17 protein-coding genes are annotated in these 20100 nt (G+C 71.3%); 7 read left to right on the top strand and 10 right to left on the bottom strand.

Translation table 11 applies throughout. The annotated features are described in order from the left end of the window. The first annotated feature begins 42 nt into the window (after nucleotides 1-42). From ABGB12_RS06600 to ABGB12_RS06575, 6 genes are all read left to right on the top strand, one after another. Nucleotides 43-1194 carry a GDSL-type esterase/lipase family protein gene (locus ABGB12_RS06600; protein ID WP_347675362.1) on the top strand — a complete coding sequence of 384 codons (1152 nt, stop codon included), beginning with the start codon at nucleotides 43-45 and terminating at the stop codon, nucleotides 1192-1194. 205 nt (nucleotides 1195-1399) lie between these two features. Further along, complete coding sequence (locus ABGB12_RS06595) at nucleotides 1400-3580, top strand: tetratricopeptide repeat protein (RefSeq protein WP_347675361.1); 2181 nt, start codon at nucleotides 1400-1402, stop codon at nucleotides 3578-3580. 22 nt (nucleotides 3581-3602) lie between these two features. Beyond that, complete coding sequence (locus ABGB12_RS06590; RefSeq protein ID WP_347675360.1) at nucleotides 3603-4529, top strand: protein phosphatase 2C domain-containing protein; 927 nt, start codon at nucleotides 3603-3605, stop codon at nucleotides 4527-4529. Further along, nucleotides 4526-5746, top strand: a complete 1221-nt coding sequence (locus tag ABGB12_RS06585; protein WP_347675359.1) for an FHA domain-containing protein — start codon at nucleotides 4526-4528, stop codon at nucleotides 5744-5746. Before ABGB12_RS06590 ends, ABGB12_RS06585 begins: the two co-directional genes overlap by 4 nt. After that, on the top strand, nucleotides 5743-7110 hold the full coding sequence (locus tag ABGB12_RS06580) for a hypothetical protein (protein WP_347675358.1): 1368 nt from the start codon (nucleotides 5743-5745) through the stop codon (nucleotides 7108-7110). The genes ABGB12_RS06585 and ABGB12_RS06580 overlap by 4 nt, the downstream gene beginning before the upstream one ends. Beyond that, a complete protein-coding gene (locus ABGB12_RS06575) occupies nucleotides 7107-7934 on the top strand; it encodes a glutamate ABC transporter substrate-binding protein (protein WP_347675357.1) in 828 nt (275 codons plus the stop codon). Before ABGB12_RS06580 ends, ABGB12_RS06575 begins: the two co-directional genes overlap by 4 nt. Nucleotides 7935-7938: 4 nt before the next feature. Here ABGB12_RS06575 and ABGB12_RS06570 read toward each other — a convergent pair whose 3' ends face one another. The 7 genes from ABGB12_RS06570 to ABGB12_RS06540 all read right to left on the bottom strand — a co-directional run bounded on the left by ABGB12_RS06570 (nucleotide 7939) and on the right by ABGB12_RS06540 (nucleotide 15505). Beyond that, complete coding sequence (locus ABGB12_RS06570) at nucleotides 7939-8529, bottom strand: ATP/GTP-binding protein (protein WP_347675356.1); 591 nt, start codon at nucleotides 8527-8529, stop codon at nucleotides 7939-7941. Next, entirely contained in the window at nucleotides 8510-8899 is a 390-nt protein-coding gene (locus ABGB12_RS06565) for a DUF742 domain-containing protein (protein WP_347675355.1), read from the bottom strand. Before ABGB12_RS06565 ends, ABGB12_RS06570 begins: the two co-directional genes overlap by 20 nt. Next, the gene (locus ABGB12_RS06560; RefSeq protein ID WP_198653129.1) at nucleotides 8896-9303 is read right to left on the bottom strand and encodes a roadblock/LC7 domain-containing protein; all 408 of its coding nucleotides are present in this window, start codon (nucleotides 9301-9303) and stop codon (nucleotides 8896-8898) included. The genes ABGB12_RS06565 and ABGB12_RS06560 overlap by 4 nt, the downstream gene beginning before the upstream one ends. Beyond that, a complete protein-coding gene (locus tag ABGB12_RS06555) occupies nucleotides 9303-11576 on the bottom strand; it encodes a nitrate- and nitrite sensing domain-containing protein (protein WP_347675354.1) in 2274 nt (757 codons plus the stop codon). The genes ABGB12_RS06560 and ABGB12_RS06555 overlap by 1 nt, the downstream gene beginning before the upstream one ends. 243 nt (nucleotides 11577-11819) lie before the next feature. Beyond that, nucleotides 11820-13307 carry a prenyltransferase/squalene oxidase repeat-containing protein gene (locus ABGB12_RS06550; protein ID WP_347675353.1) on the bottom strand — a complete coding sequence of 496 codons (1488 nt, stop codon included), beginning with the start codon at nucleotides 13305-13307 and terminating at the stop codon, nucleotides 11820-11822. Continuing rightward, complete coding sequence (locus tag ABGB12_RS06545) at nucleotides 13304-14140, bottom strand: terpene synthase family protein (protein ID WP_347675352.1); 837 nt, start codon at nucleotides 14138-14140, stop codon at nucleotides 13304-13306. Before ABGB12_RS06545 ends, ABGB12_RS06550 begins: the two co-directional genes overlap by 4 nt. 24 nt (nucleotides 14141-14164) lie before the next feature. Then, complete coding sequence (locus tag ABGB12_RS06540) at nucleotides 14165-15505, bottom strand: cytochrome P450 (protein ID WP_347676079.1); 1341 nt, start codon at nucleotides 15503-15505, stop codon at nucleotides 14165-14167. Between the two features lie 353 nt (nucleotides 15506-15858). Between ABGB12_RS06540 and ABGB12_RS06535 the strand changes: the two genes are divergently transcribed. Continuing rightward, nucleotides 15859-16884: a polyprenyl synthetase family protein gene (locus ABGB12_RS06535; protein WP_347675351.1), complete on the top strand. Its 1026-nt coding sequence runs from the start codon at nucleotides 15859-15861 to the stop codon at nucleotides 16882-16884. Here ABGB12_RS06535 and ABGB12_RS06530 read toward each other — a convergent pair. From ABGB12_RS06530 to ABGB12_RS06520, 3 genes are read right to left on the bottom strand one after another with little or no spacing between them, the layout of a single operon-like run. After that, on the bottom strand, nucleotides 16881-17255 hold the full coding sequence (locus ABGB12_RS06530) for a DUF742 domain-containing protein (protein WP_347675350.1): 375 nt from the start codon (nucleotides 17253-17255) through the stop codon (nucleotides 16881-16883). The two genes, ABGB12_RS06535 and ABGB12_RS06530, sit on opposite strands and share 4 nt — an antisense overlap. Further along, nucleotides 17242-17661, bottom strand: coding sequence for a roadblock/LC7 domain-containing protein (locus ABGB12_RS06525; RefSeq protein ID WP_347675349.1), 420 nt, complete (start codon nucleotides 17659-17661; stop codon nucleotides 17242-17244). Before ABGB12_RS06525 ends, ABGB12_RS06530 begins: the two co-directional genes overlap by 14 nt. Further along, nucleotides 17658-19970, bottom strand: a complete 2313-nt coding sequence (locus tag ABGB12_RS06520) for a nitrate- and nitrite sensing domain-containing protein (protein ID WP_347675348.1) — start codon at nucleotides 19968-19970, stop codon at nucleotides 17658-17660. Before ABGB12_RS06520 ends, ABGB12_RS06525 begins: the two co-directional genes overlap by 4 nt. Between the last annotated feature and the right edge of the window lie 130 nt (nucleotides 19971-20100).

Genomic DNA, 20100 nt, shown 5'->3' with positions numbered 1-20100 from the left:
GCGATGATCGGGGTTCCCCCCCGGCGAACGAAGGGAGCATGTATGGGCGTGCAGTGGGTGGCCTCGCACCGGGCCGCGATGGTCAGTCCCTACGGCGGCCTGAGCTTCACCAAGCCGCGCGGCGGGTTCACCGGGCGCACTGTGCGGCAGGTCGTCCACCTGCACCGGGGCGGCCCGGAGCTGCGGGTGTGGCTGAGCAACCAGTTCGGCAGCGGCCCGCTGCGCATCGGCGAGGCCTGGGCCGGCCGCCATCTGGGCGGCGGGCGGGTCGCCGACGGCCAGGCCAGGCTGACGTTCGGCGGCTCGGAGTCGGTGGAGATCGTGCCCGGCACCGAGGTGGTCAGCGACCTCACCGGCCTCGAGGTCCCCGACGACTCCGAACTCGCGATCAGCCTCCACGTGGTGGAGGACAGCGGCCTTGCCACCAACCATCCCGAGGCATTGCAGACCGGCTACGTCACCCCCGGGAACACGGCCTCCCTGCCCGAACCCGGCCTCGCGGAGGAGATCACCTCCCTCTACTGGATCAAAGGGGTGGACCTCAGACTGGAACGCTCCGAGGACGAGCCCCTCGTCGCCGCGTTCGGCGACTCCCTCACCGACGGCTCCGGCACCACCCCCGGCGCCCACCAGCGCTATCCCGACCACCTGTCCCGCCGGCTCGGCCTGCCCGTGCTCAACCTGGGCATCGGGGGCAACCGCCTGCTGCACAACGGTTTCGGGCCCGCGGGGCTGCTGCGCTTCCAGCCGGACGTGCTGTCCGTCCCCGGCCTCACCCATGTGATCATCGCGCTGGGGATCAACGACCTGGGCCTGCCCGCGATGCTCGGCGAGCCCGGGGCCGGCGCCGAGGAGATGATCGCGGGCTTCACCACCCTGGCCCGCCTGGCGCGGGAGGCGGGGGTGGTGCCGATCGGCGCGACCCTGCCGCCCTACGCCGGGACGGTCTCCTCCGGCTACCACTGCGAGAGCGGCGACCGGGTCCGCGCCGCCGTCAACGACTGGATCCGCCGGACCCCCGAGTACCACGCCTGCCTGGACATCGACGCGGCCGTGCGCGACCCGGAGCGGCCCGATCACTTCCACCCGGACCTGCACTGCGGGGACGGGCTGCACCCCAACGACGAGGGCGCCCGCGCCATGGCCCACGCGATCGACCTGGCCGCCTTCCGGGTGCCGCGGACCGGCCGGTGAGCGCTCCCAGCCCATGATCACCGAAGCTCTGCGGGTCTGAGCAGGGGTTCCCGCTCCGGCCTCCCCCGGCCGAACGGCACCCGGGACTGGCCTCACACCAAACTGGCTGATACCTATATCACCCAGGGCGACCTACAGAGAGCCAGGACAAGGTGGGACAAACCAACCAGAGGATCTTCCTGCGCGGCCAGGACGATCCCGGACCATGAGCGCGCACTGCACGAGGCCCGGATGCTCCGGCACCGTGGCGGACGGCTACTGCCTGGAATGCGGGCTGGCACCGGCACCGCTGGAAGGCCTCACCCACCCCGACCCCGGACTCCCCCGCACCGGCTCCCAGCGCCCCGGAGCCTGGAGCACCACCGCCCGCAGCACCGGCGGGGCGGGCAGCGGCAAGTCCCGGCGCGGACTGCTCGGCGCCGGCCTGGTCGAAGTCCCGCCCGTCCCCTACAAGGACCCCGCCGAGGCGGTCCTGCCCGACCCCGTCGTCACCGAACGCAAACGCTACTGCCGCTGCGGCGAGGCCGTCGGACGCGGCCGCGACGGCCGGCCCGGCCGGGCCGAGGGCTTCTGCCCCCGCTGCGGCGCCTCCTACTCCTTCCTGCCCAAGCTGCGGCCCGGCGACCTCGTCGGCGGCCAGTACGAGGTGCTCGGCTGCCTCGCCCACGGCGGCCTCGGCTGGATCTACCTGGCCCGCGACCGCAACGTCAGCGACCGCTGGGTGGTGCTCAAGGGCCTGCTGGACACCGAGGACCCCGAGGCGGGCGCGGTCGCCGCCGCCGAGAAGGCGTTCCTGGCCGAGGTCGAGCACCCCAACATCGTCCGGATCTACAACTTCGTCCAGCACCCCGACCCGCGCACCCTGCGGATGCTCGGCTACATCGTCATGGAGTACGTCGGCGGCCACGCGCTCAAGGACGTCCTGCGGGAGCACCGCCGCGAACACGGCGAGGACGGCGCCCTGCCCCTCGGCCAGGCCATCGCCTACGCCCTGGAGGTGCTGCGGGCCATGGGCTACCTGCACGGCCTCGGCCTGCTGTACTGCGACTTCAAACCCGACAACGCCATCCAGTCCGAGGAGCAGCTCAAGCTGATCGACCTCGGCGGGGTGCGGCGCATGGACGACACCGAGTCCGCCGTCTACGGGACGGTCGGCTACCAGGCCCCCGAGATCGCCGGGCTCGGCCCGTCCGTCGCCTCGGACCTCTACACCGTCGGCCGCACCCTGGCCGTGCTCAGCTTCCCCTTCCACGGCCACACCACCAAGTACGTGGCGAGCCTGCCTCCCCGCGAACAGGTCCCGGTACTGCGCGACCACGAGTCCTACGACCGGTTCCTGCGCCGCGCCACCGCCCGCGACCCCTACTCCCGGTTCCAGGACGCCCAGGAGATGGCCGAGCAACTCACCGGAGTGCTGCGCGAGGTGCTCTCGGCCCAGGACGGGCGGCCCCGCCCCGCGCCCTCCGCCCTGTTCGGCCCCGAACGCCGCGTCCCCTACGAGGGGATCACCCCGCGGGACGCGCTGCTGGCCCTGCCCACCCCGCTGCCCCGCCCCTCCGACGAGTCCGCCGAGTTCCTGGCGTCGCTGACCGTCGACGACCCCCGCGCCCTGCTGACGGCGCTCGCCTCCGCCCCCCGCGACTCCCCCGACCTGCGGCTGCGCCGGGCCCTGGCCCATCTGGAACTCGACGACCACGAGTCGGCCCGCCGGATCCTCGCCGGGCTGCGCGAGGACTGGCGGGCCGAGTGGTACCGGGCGGTGTCCGCGCTGGGCGCGGGTGAACTGCGGGAGGCCCGCCACCGGTTCGACGACCTCTACGACCTCACTCCCGGCGAGGCCGCCCCGAAACTCGCCCTCGGCTTCTGCTGTGAGCTGCTCGGCCGCCCGCCCGAGGCCGAGCACTACTACCAGACCGTCTGGCGCACCGACCAGACGTACGTGAGCGCCGCCTTCGGCCTGTCCCGGGTGCGCTCCGCCGCCGGGGACCGGGCCGGCGCCATCGCCGCGCTCGACGCCGTCCCCCCGGCCTCCAGCCACTTTCTGGGCGCCCGTGTCGCCGCGGTCCACACGATCGTTTCCAGCCGGGAACCTACCGATCTGTCCGAGCGCGAACTGATGGACGCCAGCCGTCGTCTCAGCCGTCTGGGCCTCGACGCGCAGCGGCACGGCCGGCTGTCGGTCGAGATCCTGCACTCCGCCCTGGACTGGGTGCTGGCGGGGAACACGTCCCAGGCCCGGATCCTGGGCTTCCATCTGACCGAGGAGGAACTGCGCCGCGGCCTCGAACACGCCTACCGGACCCTGGCCCGGCTCGCCGACGACCCCACCGAACGCCACGCCCTGGTCACCCGGGCCAACGCCATCCGTCCCAGAACGATGTTCTGACCCTCCCAGCGAACGGACTCCGATGCCCTGTCCCTCCTGCTCCGCCCCCGTCCTCGCCGGCGACCTGTTCTGCGAGGCCTGCGGCCATCGGCTGCGCACGGGCGCAGAGCCGCGGCCGGAGACCGCCGACCACCGGGAGATCGACCTGGGCGACGACGCCGCCGCGGTGAGCGACCGGGGGCTGCGCCACAGCACCAACCAGGACGGCATGGCCCTGTGCCGGATCTCCGGCGGGCTCGCCACCGTGGTCTCCGACGGCGTCTCGGCCTCCCCCCGGCCCGAGGAGGCCTCCCGCACCGCCGTCGACACCGGCATCGCCGTCCTGGCCCGGGAGCTGGAGGCCGGATCGGACCCGCGCGACGCCACCCGCACCGCCGCGCTGGAGGCGGCCAAGGCCGTGGCGGGGCTGACCGCCGACCGCTCCTCCGCCCCCGCCTGCACCTACATCTCGGCGGTCACCGGGGAGCTCGACGGACGCCCCGTCATCACCGTCGGCTGGATCGGGGACAGCCGCGCCTACTGGATCGGCGCGACCGGGGACGAGCTGCTCACCGAGGACGACTCGTGGGCCGAGCACGTCATCGCCCACGGCATGATGAGCGAGGAGGAGGCCTACTCCGACCGCAGGGCGCACATGCTCGTCGGCTGGATGGGGGCCGACGCCAGGGAGATCGACGTGCACGTGCGGGTCTACGCGCCCGAGGTGCCCGGCGTGCTGGTGGTCTGCACCGACGGCCTGTGGAACTACATGGCCTCGCCGCTGGCGCTCGCCGCCGCGCTCGCCGACCCGCTGGCCGACCCGGTCTCCGGGCCGCTCACCGGGCGCAGGGGCCGCCGCACCCCGCTGTCGGTCGCCCGCGAACTGGTGCGCACCGCGCTCTCCGGCGGCGGCCACGACAACATCACCGTTGCGATCATCCCGGTCGAAGGGGACGGCCTCGAAATATGACCACCAGGACCGCGTTCACCGTTTCCGTGGACCAGAACCGCTACCTGCCCGACGGCGGGACCGACCTCCACGCGATCGTCTCCGTCACCGGGACGGGCGGCTACGACGAGCCGGACGAGAACGTCCTGCTGCGGGTGGCGGTGCCGCGCGGTGTCTCGCTGCGCTCCCTCAAGCAGGTGCTGCCGTCCGAGGAGGACCTCACCGCGCGCGCCGCCGAGAGCGCCCCGCGCGTCTTCGACCACCCCACAGGGCGCTGGGGCCGCCGCGAGACCCGCGAGTACCACCTGCACCTGCGGGTCCCGGCCCACGACGTCGGCCAGTTGATGCGCGCGGCCCGGCTCTCGGTCCTCGGCGGCGGGCCGCTGGGCGCCGCCGACGTGTTCGCCGAGTGGACCGACGACCGCACCCGGTGCACCCGCATCGACGCGCGGGTCGCCCACTACACCGGCCAGAGCGAGCTGGCGGCGCGCATCCAGGCCGGCCTGGACGCCCAGCGGGCCGGGGACGCCGGGACCGCCGCGGCCGAACTGGACAGCGCGCTCCGGCTCGCCCGCGCCTGCGGCAACGTCACGCTGGCCACGGTGCTCAGCCGGGTCATCGAAGGCGACGAGACCACCTGCACCTTCCGGCTGCGCCGCGGCGCCCTCCGCCCCGGGCCGCCCCCTGCCGCCGCCCCCGCCGCCGCGGACGGCTCCGTCTGCCCCGGCTGCGACCTGCCGGGCGCCGGGCGTTTCTGCGAGGGCTGCGGCCACGACTTCGCCACCGGCGTGCCCGGCCCCCGGCCCGTGCCGCGGACCGCCGCCCGGTCCCGCTGGTACGTGGTGGTCAGCACCGACCCCGAGTACCACCGGCAGGTCCTCTCCGAGAGCGGCAGCGAGGCCGGACGGCTGCCGAGCCCGCCGCGGCGGCCCGGGCGGCACCTGCCCCTCACCGGCGGACGGGTGCTGCTGGGCCGGCGCAGCTCGCTGCGCGGCACCGTGCCCGACATCGACCTGGCCGAACCCACCCGCGACCCCGCCGTCTCGCGCACCCACGCCGTCCTGCTCGCCCGCGACGGCAGCTGGTCCCTGATCGACCCGGGCTCGGCCAACGGCACCCGGCTGAACGAGGTGGCCGCCCGGGTCGCCGTCGGCGCCGAGATCCCGCTCCGCGAGGGCGACCGCATCCACGTCGGCGCCTGGACCACGGTCGAGCTGCGAAGAGAGTCGCTGTCGTGAGCAGCGCGGCGGTCGAGGCGGTCCGGCGGCTCGCCGGACGCGGCCCGGTCCCCAGGACCGTGCCCGGCCACCTCCGAGGCTGGACGGCGGCGGCGCTGATAGCCGTCATCGCCCTGGTCGCCGCGGTCTCCACCGGCCTGGAGGACGCCCGCCAAGGCGTGCGGCTGGTCGGCGAGGACGCCGGGCCGCAGGTGGTGCACACCGGGCACCTGTACTTCGCGCTCAGCGACATGGACGCCCAGCTCGCCGGAATGCTGCTCATCGGCCGCGAACACGGCCTGGGCGTCGGCCGCGACGGCTCCGCGGACCTCTACGTCGACCGGCGGGGCGAGGCCCACCGGACGCTGCTGCAGGCCTTCGAGATCGCCGGGGCGGACACGGCGAGCCGCCGCACCGTCCAGGACATCCTGGACGGCCTCGGCCGGTACGAGCAGCTCGCCTCCCACGCCCTCGTCCTCGACGACCGGTCCCGGCACAAGGCGGGACCGCCGCCGCGCGACGTCCTGGACGTCTACCGGCGGGCCACCGACCTGATGCGCCAGGACATCCTGCCCAAGGCCTACAACCTCACCCTGGAGAACGCCAGCGTCGTCCGCCGCGCGTACGTGGACGAGCGCTCGCACGTCCTGCGCTCCCGCGTCGCCGTCGGCGTCACCTCGGCGGTGCTGCTGGCCGTGCTCGCGGGGCTCCAGATCTACCTCTCGCGCCGCTTCCGGCGGCTGCTCAACCCGGCGCTGGTGCTGGCCACCGCGCTGACGCTGGTCCTGTCGGGCTGGGCCCTGCTCGTCCTGAGCAGCACCTCCTCGCACCTGCGCGACGCCAAGGAGGAGGGCTTCGACCCGACCCTCGCCTTCACCCGCGCCCGGGCGATCAGCAACACCGCCGCCGCCGACCAGACCCGCTTCCTGCTCGACCCCGAACGCGCCGACACCTACACCCAGGTCTACTTCGACACCTCCCAGGCCATCGCCTACCGGGAGGCCGGCAACCTCGCCGACTACTACCGGAGGCTGGCCGAGGACCCGATCGAGCTGGGCTTCCTCGGCGGCGTGCCCCCCAACGCCGAGGTCCTCGTCCGCTACCGGTCCTTCCAGCGCCAGGACGAGTCGATGCGCGACCTGGCGCGCCAGGGCCGGGCCCGGCAGGCCATCGTCCTGCGCACCGGCCCCATGTCCCAGACCTTCACCGACTACGACCGGGAGCTGAGCAAGCTCATCGCGGACCGGAACGCCGACTTCGCACGGGAAATCGACGCCGGCTCCGCGGCCCTGGAGGGCTGGAACCGGGGCCTGCCCGCGGCGGGGCTCGTCCTGGCCGTGCTCATCGTCCTGGGCGTGCGGCCCAGACTCGCGGAGTACCGTTGACCAGCACCCCCCTCAGACGCCTCCTGGCCTCCCTCCTGGCCGTCTCCCTCGCCCTGACCACGGCCGCCTGCGGCGTCGAGCGCTCCTCCGGCGTGGAGGGCAAGGAAGTCCTCAGAATCGGTGTGAAGTACGACCAGCCCGGCATCGGGCTGCGGCTGCCCGACGGCTCCTTCGAGGGCTTCGACATCGACGTCGCCTCCTACGTCGCCGAGCGGCTCGGGGCCGACCGAGTCGAGTTCGTCGGCCTCACCTCCGGCGGCCGCGAGGAGTTCCTGGCCGAGCGGAAGGGCGACCTGGTCGTGGCCAGCTACTCCATCACCCCGCTGCGCAAGACCATGGTCAACTTCGCGGGCCCCTACTACGTCGCCCACCAGGACATCATGGTCCGCAAGGGCGAGAAGGAGATCCGCGGCCCCCGCGACCTGAAGGGCCGCAGGCTGTGCAAGAGCGAGGGCTCCAACTCCTGGAAACGGGTCGTGGAGGAGCTCGGCATCCCGGCGGAACTCGTCGACGCCGGAACCTACGGCGAGTGCGTCCAGCTGCTCCTGGACGGCGGGCTCGACGCCGTCACCACCGACGACCTGATCCTCGCCGGATTCGCCATGCGGCAGCCCGACGCCTTCCGCATGGTCAACGCGAGGTTCACCGACGAGAAGTACGGCATCGGGCTGCACAAGGACGACATCGGCGGTTGCGAGGCGGTCAACCGCGCCCTCACCCGGATGTACCAGGACGGGACGGCGGAGCGGCTCCTGTCCCGGTGGTTCGCGCCGACCGGGTTGAAGACCGCCACCACCGTCCCGCAGTTCGAGGGATGCGGCTGAGACCCTAGCGGGCCGCCCTCATGCGCATGGCGTGCTGCACCAGGGTGATGAGCACTTCCTTGGAGGACTCCTTCTCGCGGGCGTCGCACAGCAGCACCGGGATGTCCTTGCCGATCTGCAGCGCCTGCTTGACCTCGCCGGCCTCGTACTTCTGCGCCCCGTCGAAGCAGTTGACCGCCACGATGAACGGGGTGCCGCGGCGCTCGAAGTAGTCGATCGCCGGGAAGCAGTCGGCCAGCCGCCGGGTGTCGGCCAGCACCACGGCGCCGAGCGCGCCGAGCGCCACCTCGTCCCACATGAACCAGAAGCGCTCCTGGCCGGGGGTCCCGAACAGGTAGAGGACGAACTCGTCGCCGAAGGTGATCCGGCCGAAGTCCATCGCCACCGTGGTGGTCCGCTTCGTCTCCACCCCGTCGAGGTCGTCGACCCCGACCCCGCGGTCGGTGAGCACCTCCTCGGTGCGCAGCGGCTCGGTCTCCGAGACGGCGCCGACCAGGGTCGTCTTCCCCGCGCCGAAGCCTCCCGCCACCAGGATCTTGATGGCGGTGGGCATCTTGCGGCGGGCTCCGGTCGCGCTAGAGGGCGCGGAGGCCATCGATCACCGCCTGGTACATCCTGAGGTCCTGCATGTCGATCTCCGGTTGGGGTTCCTGGACGGTGACGAGACCCCTGTCGAGCAGGTCTCCGAGCAGCACCCGGACCGTGCCGGTGGGCAGGTCCAGATGCGCGGTGATCTCGGCCACCGACATCATCGTCTGGCAGAGGCGGAGGATCGCCAGGTGCTCCGGTCCGAGGCCGATGCCCACCGCCGGGGCGGGGCCGGTCGCCTCCACCAGGGTGATCAGGTCGAATTCCCCGCGGACCGGCTGGAGCCGGCCGCTGGTCATCACGTACGGCCTGACCAAGGGGCCGGCGCTCTCGTCCAGCCAGCGCTCGTTCTCGGGCTCCTGCGGCGGATAGCTCACGCCGACTCCGTGACCCTCGCGGGCGTGGAGAGATGGTGGCCCAGCTTGGTGACCATCATGGCCATCTCGTAGGCGATGAGCCCGACGTCGGCGTCCTCGCTGCTGAGCACCGCCAGGCAGGCTCCCTGCCCGGCGACGGTGACCAGCAGGAAGGCCGAGCGCATCTCGATGATGGTCTGGCGGACCGCGCCGCCGCCGAAGCGCTCTCCCGCGCCCTTGGCCAGGCTCTGGATGCCTGCGGCGACGGCCGAGAGGTGCTCCGCGTCGTCCCTTCCGATGCCCTGGGACTGGGCCATGAGCAGCCCGTCGGCGGACAGCACGATCGCGTGCTCCGCCTCATTGACCCGCTTGACCAGGTCGTCGAGCAGCCACGCCAGGTCGGCGCCGGCTCCTGTCTTCTGCATCACTCGGTCTCACTCTCAACGGAGGCGGCCCTGCCGCGCAGGGTGCCGCTTTGGAACGCGCCCACGATCCTTCGGATCTCTTCGGGCGAACGGCCGGGGTCGTCTTCGACGGGCTCGTCCGTGGACTCCTCGCGCAGCGGCGCGGCGAGGCTGGCCTGGGGAACTCTGACCGGCAGGCCCGAGGCGGTGACCTCGGCCCCCGCCTGGTCCTGTGTCTGTGCCTGCGGCTGCCGCACCGGCAGCGGTCCGGTCGCGTCGTGGGCCGGTGCGGTCAGCGGTTCTTCGGGGGGCGACGGGACCAGGACGGGGGTGAACCTCTCCCCGTTCCGGGATTCCATCGGGTCGGTGACTTCCGGCATGGTCGCCCCGACGACCGTCAGAGACTGCGACGGCGCGCCGGACTCTCCTTCCTCCAGCAGTTCCCGCGGGATGATGACCACCGCGGTCGTTCCCTTGTAGGGAGAACGCTTCAACGTCACCTGCACGCCGTACCGTTCGGCGAGCTTGCCGACCACGTAGAGGCCGAGCTGCACCGAGCTGGAGAGGTTGAACTCCGGCGGGTCGGCGATCTTCCGGTTGATGGACTCGAGGTTCTCGTCCGACATGCCCAGACCGCGGTCCTCGATCTCCAGGGCGTACCCGGAGGCCACCATGTGGCCGGAGATCTGCGCGTAGGTGTAGGGCGGCGAGAACGACACCGCGTTCTCGATCAGCTCGGCCAGCAGGTGGGCGATGTCGGCGACTGCCCGGCCGACGAGGCTGACCTCGTCGATGGGCATGACGGTCACCCGGGTGTAGTCCTCGACCTCGGCGACGGCCGAGCGGACCACGTCGACCATGGGGACCGGCCTGCGCCAGCCGCGGGCGGGCGTCGCTCCGGAGAGGATGATGAGGTTCTCGGCGTTGCGCCGCATACGGGTCGCGAGGTGGTCGAGGCGGAAGAGGTCCTCGAGTTCCTCGGTGTCGATCTCGCGGCGTTCCATCTGGTCCAGCAGGGTGAGCTGCCGGTGCACCAGCGCCTGGGAGCGGCGCGCCAGGCTCAGCAGGATGTCGCGGATGCCGCGCCGCAGTTCGGCCTGCTCGACCGCGGTGCGGATCGCGGTCTCCTGCACGGCGTTGAACGCCTGGCCCACCTTGCCGATGTCGTCGTCGCCGAACGCCAGCGGCGGCGCCTCGGCCTTGACGTCCAACTGCTCGCCGTGGCCGAGCCGTTCGACGACGCTGGGCAGCCGCACGTCGGACAGCTCGTGAGCGGCGTCCTTCAGCCGTTCCAGCTGCCGCACCAGGTGCCGTGCGGTGGTGATGGACAGCACCACCGAGGCGAGGACCGCGAGGAAGCCCAGACCACCGGCCAGGGCGAGCCGGACGATGACCCAGGTCGCGATGGGGGTGGCGTCCTCGACGAGCCGGTCGCCGGCGTCCCACGTGATGTCCTGCGACTCCGCCAACCAGGTGGTGGCTGCGTCGTTCCAGGCGACGAGGGAGATGGCTTGAATGGGTTTGCGGTGGTTGTTGCCCATCATCGCCAGCAGGCGGTCCTCCAGGGCCGTCACCGCCGCCAGGGACTCGCTCCTGTTGTGCCTCTCGACCGTTTCCGGGGAGAACTCGGCGAGCCGCTCGATCACTTCGGCCCGCGCGTGGCGCTGGACGCCGAGCAGCCGGTGGAACTCGGAGTAGGAGGCGTTGGTGAAACGCCCGGTGGCCAGCACTCCGGAGACCAGCGCGTCCTCCTGGGAGAACAGCTCGTTGTACCGGTCGAGCGCGACCAGGGTCCGGGTCTTGGCGGCGAAGTCGTTGTCGTCGAGAGTCGCCATGCCCCCGTACACCCGGTTCATCGAACCGATCGCTTCCGTGTAGAGCGAACGGGCCCAGTCGGACGACCTGCCGTCGGGGGTGTCGAACCAGGCGCGCGCCTTGTCCAGTTCCTCGAGCGCCGTGAAGGACTGCGCGAGCTGCGCCTCCAGGGCGTCGTTCGCGGCCAGCTTCGTCATGGTCGAGCGGGCGTCCCGCAGGTAGGCCGCTTTTTTGCGGTCGGTGCTCGCCCGCTGGTCGCGCAGGGCGTTGGCGTTCGCCTGCGTCCGGTCGCCCGTGAGCAGCATGGACAGCCGACGTTCTTTCTGGAGGTCGACGATGAGGGGGTCTCCCGGCTGGGCGATCCCCTTGTCGAGCTGGTTGACCCACAGGAGGTTCACACCCTCGCGGAGCGTGACCCAGGCGGCGAAAACCCACAACGCGGCGAGCGAGAGCAGCAGGGCCGTGATTTTGGTCCGCACACTGGAATTGCGGAGGCGCATTACAGCCGCTCCATCGCATCAATAGACAAGAAGGTCGTTGAACTCTGGCAACGTCCCGTTAACAGTGCCGTATCAAGCGGATCCGGACATCTTCGGCGGAACCGCTGTCAGCAGACGGGAGAACGATAGCAACTTAGCGAACAACCCACCAAAGTACCGGCAAGATTCCCACATCTCCCGAGCCTCCGCAAAAGCAATGCGTTCCGGAGTATAAGGATAATTCTAAGTGACCAACGTACCGTCGAGCTGCACTTGAGCGAGGTGGGAGGCTGCCAGCACCGCGGCGCGCACGATCGCGACGGGGAGATACAGATCCTTGTCGTGCCAGAGCGCCGACGGCTCGTCGTCCGAGGCCTCCTCCAGGAAGCCGGCTCCCGCCCGCACCGCCTCGGCCGCGTCCTCCGGCTCGCCGGCGAGCAGCAGGACGTGCAGGGCGTAGGCGCTCTCCTCCGCGGTTCCGCCCCACACGCCCCAGGAGCCGTCGGGCCGCTGGGTTCCGCGCACCCAGCGCACGGCCGCGCGGACCGAGTCCGCCGACTCCTCGCCCCCGAACTCCGCCAGGGCCAAGGCGGCCGCCATCGTCGCGTAGTAGGGCGAGGCGTGCCAGCGGTCCGTCCAGGAGCCGTCGGCCCGCTGCACGTTCCGCAGCCAGGCCGCGACCTTGGCCGCGGTGGCCTCGTGCCCGACACCGGGCTCCAGCCGCGCGTACTGACCGAACGCTTCCAGCACATGGGCGTTGGTGGTGACCGAACGCCCCTGCTCGCCGCCGGGCCAGGTGCGGAAGTTGGTCTCCGTCTCGTATTCGGTGAGCGGGTCGGGCGCGACGCGCCTGCCCAGCAGCGTCAGGGCGTAGAGGACCGCGGAGGTGGTGTCGGCGTCCGGGGGCAGGCCCGGTCCAGTGGCCACGCCGTCCGGGCCCAGCGGCTCGGACAGGCTCAGCAGCAGCTCCGGGTGGGGGTCGAAGGCCAGCCCCGCCCTGCTCAGCAGGGTCAGCACCCAGGACCGTTCGAAGACGGTGATCGGCAGTCCACAGGCCACCGGACCGCCGTGCTGGCGGGCGGCGGTCTCCAGGAAGCGCCGGGAGGGATCGGACGGCGGGGGCTCCGTCCGGCCCAGCCAGGCGGCGGTCGCGGCGGGCGACGCGCCCACCCCGCCCATGCTCTCCACCGGGACCCCGGGCAGCCCGGCCGCGGCGGAACCGATGATCTCGAGCGCGTGCCACATCTTCTGCGGCAGCGTTCCGCCCTCCCTCGCCGTGGTGATGACCAGGTCCAGGGTGCCGTCGTCGAGTGCCGCGGGCACCGGCAGCGTCCCGGGTAGGCGGGAGTTGACCGAACGGATCAGCGAAGCCGAGATCAGCTCGATCGCCGGGGTGTCCGGGAGCGGCGGCAGCGCCGCCAGCAACGGGCGCATCCGGTCCAGACCGCGGCGGGCGGCGGCCACCGCCTCGGCCGACCCCTCGGCCAGCAGCGCGTCGATCGCGCTGAGCGAGGGCACGAGGAGGTAGCCCGGTTCGCCGTCCGGCCCCCAGCCTCCGTCTGGCCGCTGGGCGCGCAGCAGGAAGGCGACCCGTTCGGCGTGCCCGGCCAGCCAAGGGGTGAAGGCCACCAGCCGCCCGGTCTCGTAGACCGACGCCGAGACCTGACCCCAGGGCTCGGCGAGCAGTCCGTCCACCAACTCCTGGGCCCGGAGGTCGACATCGCGGATCAAAATTCGACACCCCAGTAGTCCGTGACGCCATAGAAACCGCTGCAGAACTCCATCTGCCGGCGCATATAGCCGCCATGCTCCGGCGGGAGCGGCTCCAGCAGCCGCACCGCCTCGGCGGACAGCTCGACGACCTTCCGCTCGACGGCCGGCCGGTCGACCCCCAGCAGCAGCGCGTTGAGGTCGCCCCACTGCAGATCGCGCTCGTAGGTGCCCAGATCGTTGAGCAGCCGGATCACCTGCTGGACGGCCCGGCTGGCCTTGCGGACCTCCGCGAGCTCGCCGGACGCTCCGTTGGCGATCCAGTGTGCGAAGAAGACGAAGGCGAACCCGAGGTTGTCGGCGTTGTCCAGGTACTCCTCGAAGGAGGGGCGCGGCCCGCGGCTCTTCCAGCGCCACTCCAGCGCCATCCCGTCGAGCATGTCCCGGAGCTCTTCCCGCCAGATCTCGCGCAGGGCGGGGTCCGGCGGGAGGTCGTCGCGGAGTTCGGCGAGGAAGACGGTGAGCTCGTCCTCCGGCTCCGCCCCGTCGGCCACCGAGGCGACCCGGGCCAGCAGCGCGCCGACCTCCTCCTCGCTCTGCGCCTGGTAGTCGACGAGCCAGTCCAGCCCGAACGCCCACAGGCAGGTCTTGTTGGCCGCGGTGAGCTGGTCGGCGTCGTACCAGGGGCCGCTGAAGGCGGCGGCTTGGGCCAGGGTGCCGAACAGCGCCGGATCGAACTCCGGCTTGTCGTACAGGCCGGGGTACTTCTGCGCCCAGGCGCGCATCCGGCGCTGCGACTGGCCTCCGACGGCCGCCGCCACTCCGCAGCTCCGGGCGTTGAGCAGGTCGTTCACCACATGTCCTCGTGTCGTTCGGGCTCAGCGAGCGGGCCGCACGACCATCTCGACCTTCTCCAGCGGTTTGATGGTGGCTCCCACCACCCGGGTGGGTTCGGACGGCGTCACGTTCACCAGGCGGAACCTGCTGAACAGCCCCGACAGCAGCAGCAGCGCCTCCGTCGCGAAGAGGTGGTTGCCGATGCAGAGGTGGCCGCCGGCCCCGAAGGGGAAGTAGGAGTATCGATTCGGGGGCGGGGCGTCCGGGGCGAACCGCTCGGGGTCGAACTCCAGAGGCCGGTCCCAGTACTTCTCGCTCCGGTGGCTGATGAACGGGCTGATCAGGATGTCGGCGCCCCGGGGGATGTGCACCCCGTCGATCACGTCGTCGTCCACCGCGATCCGGCTGAACAGCCAGCCCACCGGCATGTAGCGCAGCAGTTCGTCGATGACCTGCTTGGTGTAGACCAGACGCGGCAGGTGCTCGGGGCCCACCTCGTCGGTCCCGACGACCTCGTCGATCTCGGCGGTCAGCTTCTCGTAGACCTCCGGATGCCGGGCCAGGATCGGCATCAGCCAGACCATCGCCGAGACCGTGCTCTCGCTCGCCGCGCCGTAGACCCCGGAGAAGTTGTCGCGCAGCCACTTGGGCGAGGGCGCGCCACCGTCCGGGCCGGGGGCTCCCAGGAGCAGGGTGAGCAGGTCGTCGTCGCCCTCCCGCGGCTGGGCCGCAGCCACTTCGTACATGTGCTTGTCGAAGACCTTGATGGCCTCGGCGAACACGCGGTCCTTGGGGCGGGGGACCCAGTCGGGCAGGAACGGGGTGACCACCCGGGGGATCATGGCCGGGATGAGGGTGTTGGTCGCGGCGGTCAGCTCGTCCGACTGCTCGCGGGTGATCCGCTGGCCGAAGATGAGACCGACGACCGCCTTGGTCACGATGGAGGACATCAGGTCGTCGACGTCTACCGGGGCGCCCGTACGGGCCGGCTCCTCCAACGCGTTCAGTCCTTCGTTGACGAAGCCCGCGATCTTCGACTGGACGAGCTTGATCTGCCGCGCGGTGAACATCGGCTGCATGATCCGGCGGCTGTGCACCCAGGTGTCGCCGTCGTCCGCGCCGAGGATGCCGTCGCCGAACAGGTCCTTCAGCGGGGAGTAGAACATGCCCCCGCGTGCGTAGTTGCCCTGGTTGGCCCGCAGGATGTGCTGGACGTGGTCCGGTGCGGTGACCAGATAGGGGCTGCAGACCTTCGCGTCAAGGCGGACGATCTCGCCGTCCGCCTGGCGGCCCCATTCCGCAAATGAGTTCAACGGGTCCCGGAGGAGGCTCGGAATGTCTCGGTAAATAGGAAGACTACGCGCTTTTACAGCCGACCTCATGGAAGTGCTCAGGGCCATCGGTCCGACGCCTCTTCTCACCAGTTTCCATCCAGGGAACACCTAAACCTGGATCAGATCAGACAAATCCGACAACTCGCAAGTTCTTCTTGATCCACTTTGCAGATCAAGAGTGCACGAAGCCGACACAACAGACAAGTCGATGTGACATAGAGCACACAAACACAGTAAGTGATCATCAATGAACTCTCCGTCGCAATCCTTTCTCGAAACAACTCTCCGTGATCGGCCCATCATCGAAAGATGCTTACGGGAATGAAACACGAATGGTTTAGCATGCAGTATTTCTTTGCCAGAGTTGACGCGAAGATCTGTTGTAGTGGAAAGGGCTGCGAATGACGCCCGGTGCGCTCACCCCGCCGGACAAGGTCACGGGGACGCTGGACGAGACGAGGCGGTGGATGCGTCCGGCCATGCAGGAAGCGGTGGAGCGGCTGCACCCCGTTCCCCGGCTGATCTCCGGATTCGCCCTCGGCTGGCTGACAGCCGGCGGCAGCCCCCGGACGGGCACCGGGGGCAAGGGCGTCCGGCCCGCGCTGGCCGGGCTGGCGGCGGCCGCCGCCGGCGGGCGCGCCGAGGACGCCGCACTGGGCGCGGCCGCCGTGGAGTTCGTCCACGCCTTCTCCCTGGTGCACGACGACATCATGGACGGCGACGAGCTGCGCAGGCACCGGGCGACGGCGTGGAAGGCCTACGGGGTCGGAGCGGCGGTCCTGACCGGAGACGGGCTGCTGGCCCTGGCCCTGGACACCCTCGCCAAGACCGGGAACGCGGACGCGGTGCTCCGGCTGACGTCCGTGCTGGTGGAGCTCGTCAACGGACAGGCGGCCGACACCGCTTTCGAGGGCCGGCCTTGGAGCGGTCCCGAGGCGGTCACCGTGGAGGAGTACCGCGAGATGGCCGTCGGCAAGACCGCGTCGCTGCTCGGGTGCGCGGCCTCGATCGGATGGCTGCTGGGCGGCGGCGACCGCGAGGGCGCCGACCGGATGGACCGGATGGGCCGGCATCTGGGGCTGGCATTCCAGGCCGTCGACGACCTGCTGGGGATCTGGGGGGATCCCTCGGCGACGGGTAAGGCCGTCTACGGCGACCTGAGGCAGGGGAAGAAGAGCCTCCCCGTCGTCGCGGCGCTGCGGTCGGGGAACGAGGAGCTGGCGCGACTGCTCGAGGCGCGGCCCGAGGACGAGCACGAGGCGCGGCGGGCGGCGCTGCTGATCGAACGGGCGGGCGGGCGGGAGTACACCGAGGAACTGGCGGAACGGGAGTTGGCGGCGGCGCTGGCGCTCATCGAGGAGACGGGCGGACCCGGCAGCGCCGAGCTGGCGGCGCTGGCCCGGTACGTCGTCTCGCGGCGCGCCTAGAGAGCCTTGAGGTCCTCCAGGACCCGCTGAAGCAGAGCCTGGTCCGCCTGCACCATGCGGCGGCCGGGCCTGTGGACCTCCAGCAGGCCCCGGTGGCACAGCTCGCCGGCGAGCACCTTCACCACGCCCAGCGGCAGGTCGAGGTCCGAGGCCAGGTCCGCGACCGCCGCGGGCTGCCAGCACAGGGCCAGCATGTGGGACTCCTCACGGGACAGCCGCATGTCGTGCGGCGGCTCCCGTCCGGTCGCGCACAGCAGGGTCACCAGGTCGAGCGAGACGCCCCGGGGCTGGGTGCGGCCCCGGACCACAGCGTAGGACCGGACGATCGGCCCCGCCTCGTCGTCGACCCAGCGTTCGTCAAAACGCGCCATCGCCGGCTCCCGGCTGCCTGGGCGCCGCCGACAGCAAGCGGCGCACCCGCTTGACCAGCATCGACATCTCGTAGGCGACGAGGCCCGCGTTGGCTCCCGCTTCGCTCAGCACCGCCAGGCAGCTTCCGCTCCCCGCCGCGGCCACGAAGAACAGGCCGGTGTCCAGCTCGACGATCGTCTGCCTGACCTCGCCCGCGCCGAAGTGGGCGCGGGTCCCGCCCGCCAGACTGTGCAGCCCGGAGGCGAGGGCCGCCAGATGGTCGCCCTCCTCCCGGCTCACCCCCTGGGAGACCCCCATCACCAGTCCGTCCCGGGACAGGACGACGGCCTTGCGCACCTCGCCGACCCGGGTCACCAGGTCGTCCAACAGCCAGCTCAGCTCGGTGGCCGCACGGGTATTGGTCATGATCCGTATCCGTCCTCATCGTTCTCGTTCCGGGCTCGCTGCCATCCGGCCTGCAGCGAGCTGAAGAGGTCACGGCTGTCTTCGGGGGCCCGGTCCTCGGGTTCGAAGGGCTCGGGGCCGGCGGGCGCCGAGAGGGGGTCGCTGCGCAGCTGCGGAGCCAGGCTGTTCTGCCTGACCCGGCGGGGCAGCCCGCCCTCCTCGCTCGGCGGGATGACGGACGAGGCCTGGCCCGCGGGCGTGTGGGCGGCGACGGGCGTGGAGGGGGAACTGGAGGCGGGCGCGGCGATGGAGGCGGGCGGCTGCGGCATGGGTCCGGTACCGGACTCCATCGGCGTCGACGACGGGCCGCGCGCCTCGATCGAGGGCTGCTCGTCGTGGATCGCCGACTCCGGGACGATCAGCGAGTGCGGCATCACCACGACCGCGCTGACGCCTCCGTAGGCCGACGGCTGCAGGGTCACCTTGATGCCGTGCCGGGCGGCCAGGCGCGAGACCACGAACAGGCCGAGCCGGTCGGTGTCCGCCAGGTCGAACTCGGGGGCCCTGGCCAGGCGCTCGTTGAGCTCGGCGAACTCCGCCGGGGTGAGGCCGACACCGCGGTCGACGATCTCGACGGCGAACCCGTTGCCCACCACCTCGCCGTGCACCAGCACCTCGGTGGGCGGCGGAGAGTAGGCGGTGCCGTTCTCGATGAGCTCGGCCAGCAGGTGGATGACGTCGGTGACGGCGGCGCCGGTCAGCGCCACCGGGGAGTTGGCCACCACCTCGACCCGGGTGTAGTCCTCGACCTCGGCGACCGCGCCGCGCAGCACGTCCGACATGTGCACCGGCTTGCTCCAGGAGCGGCCGGGTGCGGCGCCCGAAAGGATGATGAGGCCCTCGGCGTGCCGCCGCATGCGGGTGGTGAGGTGGTCGAGCTGGAACAGGTCGTTGAGGGTTTCGGGATCGGCCGCCTTGCGCTCCAGCGCGTCCAGCATGCGCAGCTGCCGGTGCAGCAGCGACTGGCTGCGCCAGGCCAGGTTGAGGAAGACCCTGCTGATGCCCTTGCGCAGGTGCGCCTCGCCGACCGCGGTCTGCATGGCGGTGTTCTGCACCCGGTTGAAGGCGTCGGCCACCCTGGCGACCTCGGTGGTCTTGGCGCCGACGTCCAGCGGCGGCACCTCCTGGGCCACGTCGACGTTCTCACCGCGCCGCAGCCGGCCGACGACCCAGGGGAGCCGCCGTTCGGCCAGCTCCCACGCCGCGTTCTGCAGCTGCGCGATCTCCTTGGCGAGGCTGCGGACGAGCATCAAGGTGAGCACGACGGAGACGACGACCGCCAGCAGACCGGCGCCGGCGGCCATGGTCAGCCGCTGGATGACCGCGTCCCCGACCTCCTTGGAGTCGTCCTTGATGACCACGCCGGCCTTGTTCACGTTGTCGGTCCACAACGTGAGGAGCTGTTCGACGGTGACGGACCAGTCCTTGGCGACCGCGGCGGGCAGCCGCCCCGAGGGGCTCGCGCCGGCCTGCGCGACCGCGCCCTCCAGCTGGCTGAAGGCCGCGTAGTGCGGGGAGTTGAAGATCTCCCGCATGAGGGCGGCCATCTTCTCGCCCAGGTTCTCCTGGGCCATCGCCGTCATCTGCCGGTGGCCCGCCATCAGGATTCCGAACTCCTGGGCCTGCATCTTGGTCAAGCGGCGGTCGCCGACGAGGGCGGAGCCGACCAGGAGGTCCTCCCGCATGACGAACTCGCGGGCCCAGTTGTAGGAGATGAGCGAGTTGCTCTTGCGGTAGAGGTCGACGTCGTCGGCGATCAGCAGTGAACCGAAGACGTTGAGTCCCGCGTTGATGACCTCGGTGTAGGAGGCGGTCGCCGTGGCGGGGTTGACCAGCTTGCCGTCGACGTCCTCGCGGAGCGCGGCCAGCCCGTCCAACTGGGTGCTGAAGGTGTCGATGAGCTTGGCGGTGTCGGCGCCGACCGCGTCGCGCACCTCGTCGGTGAGCGCCTTCTCGCGATAGGTCTTCAGGAACTGGTCGACCTGGCCCCGCAACCCGACGAGCTGCTGGTGGATCTGGCCCTCGGTGCCCTGCTCGCCCGCGACGTGGAAGACGCTCAGCTTCCGCTCGTACTGCAGGGCCCCCATCAGGGAGGCGGAGGGCAGGCCGACGCTCTCGTACGCGGTGTCGATCTTGAACTTGCTCTGGGCGTCGGGGAGGGTGAGGCTCAGCGCGAAGCCCCAGAGCCCGACGAGCGAGAGCAGCGGAACCACGAGGAGGAGGGCGATCCTGGCCCGGATGCTACGTGTCCGGGACGTGGGCAGAGCCATGACAACCTGCGCAATCCTGTAATAGCCGTCACACGGCTTTCAGAAAGCTCATGTTGCACGTCAGGCGCATGGCAGGTCAACCTAGCCAAAACTCAACAAACCCGTCAGCGGAAGTCAACGTCCGGTGTAC

This window comes from Actinocorallia sp. B10E7, assembly GCF_039871655.1.
GTDB lineage: Bacteria > Actinomycetota > Actinomycetes > Streptosporangiales > Streptosporangiaceae > Actinocorallia.
This window is presented reverse-complemented; position numbering and strand designations above follow the sequence as displayed.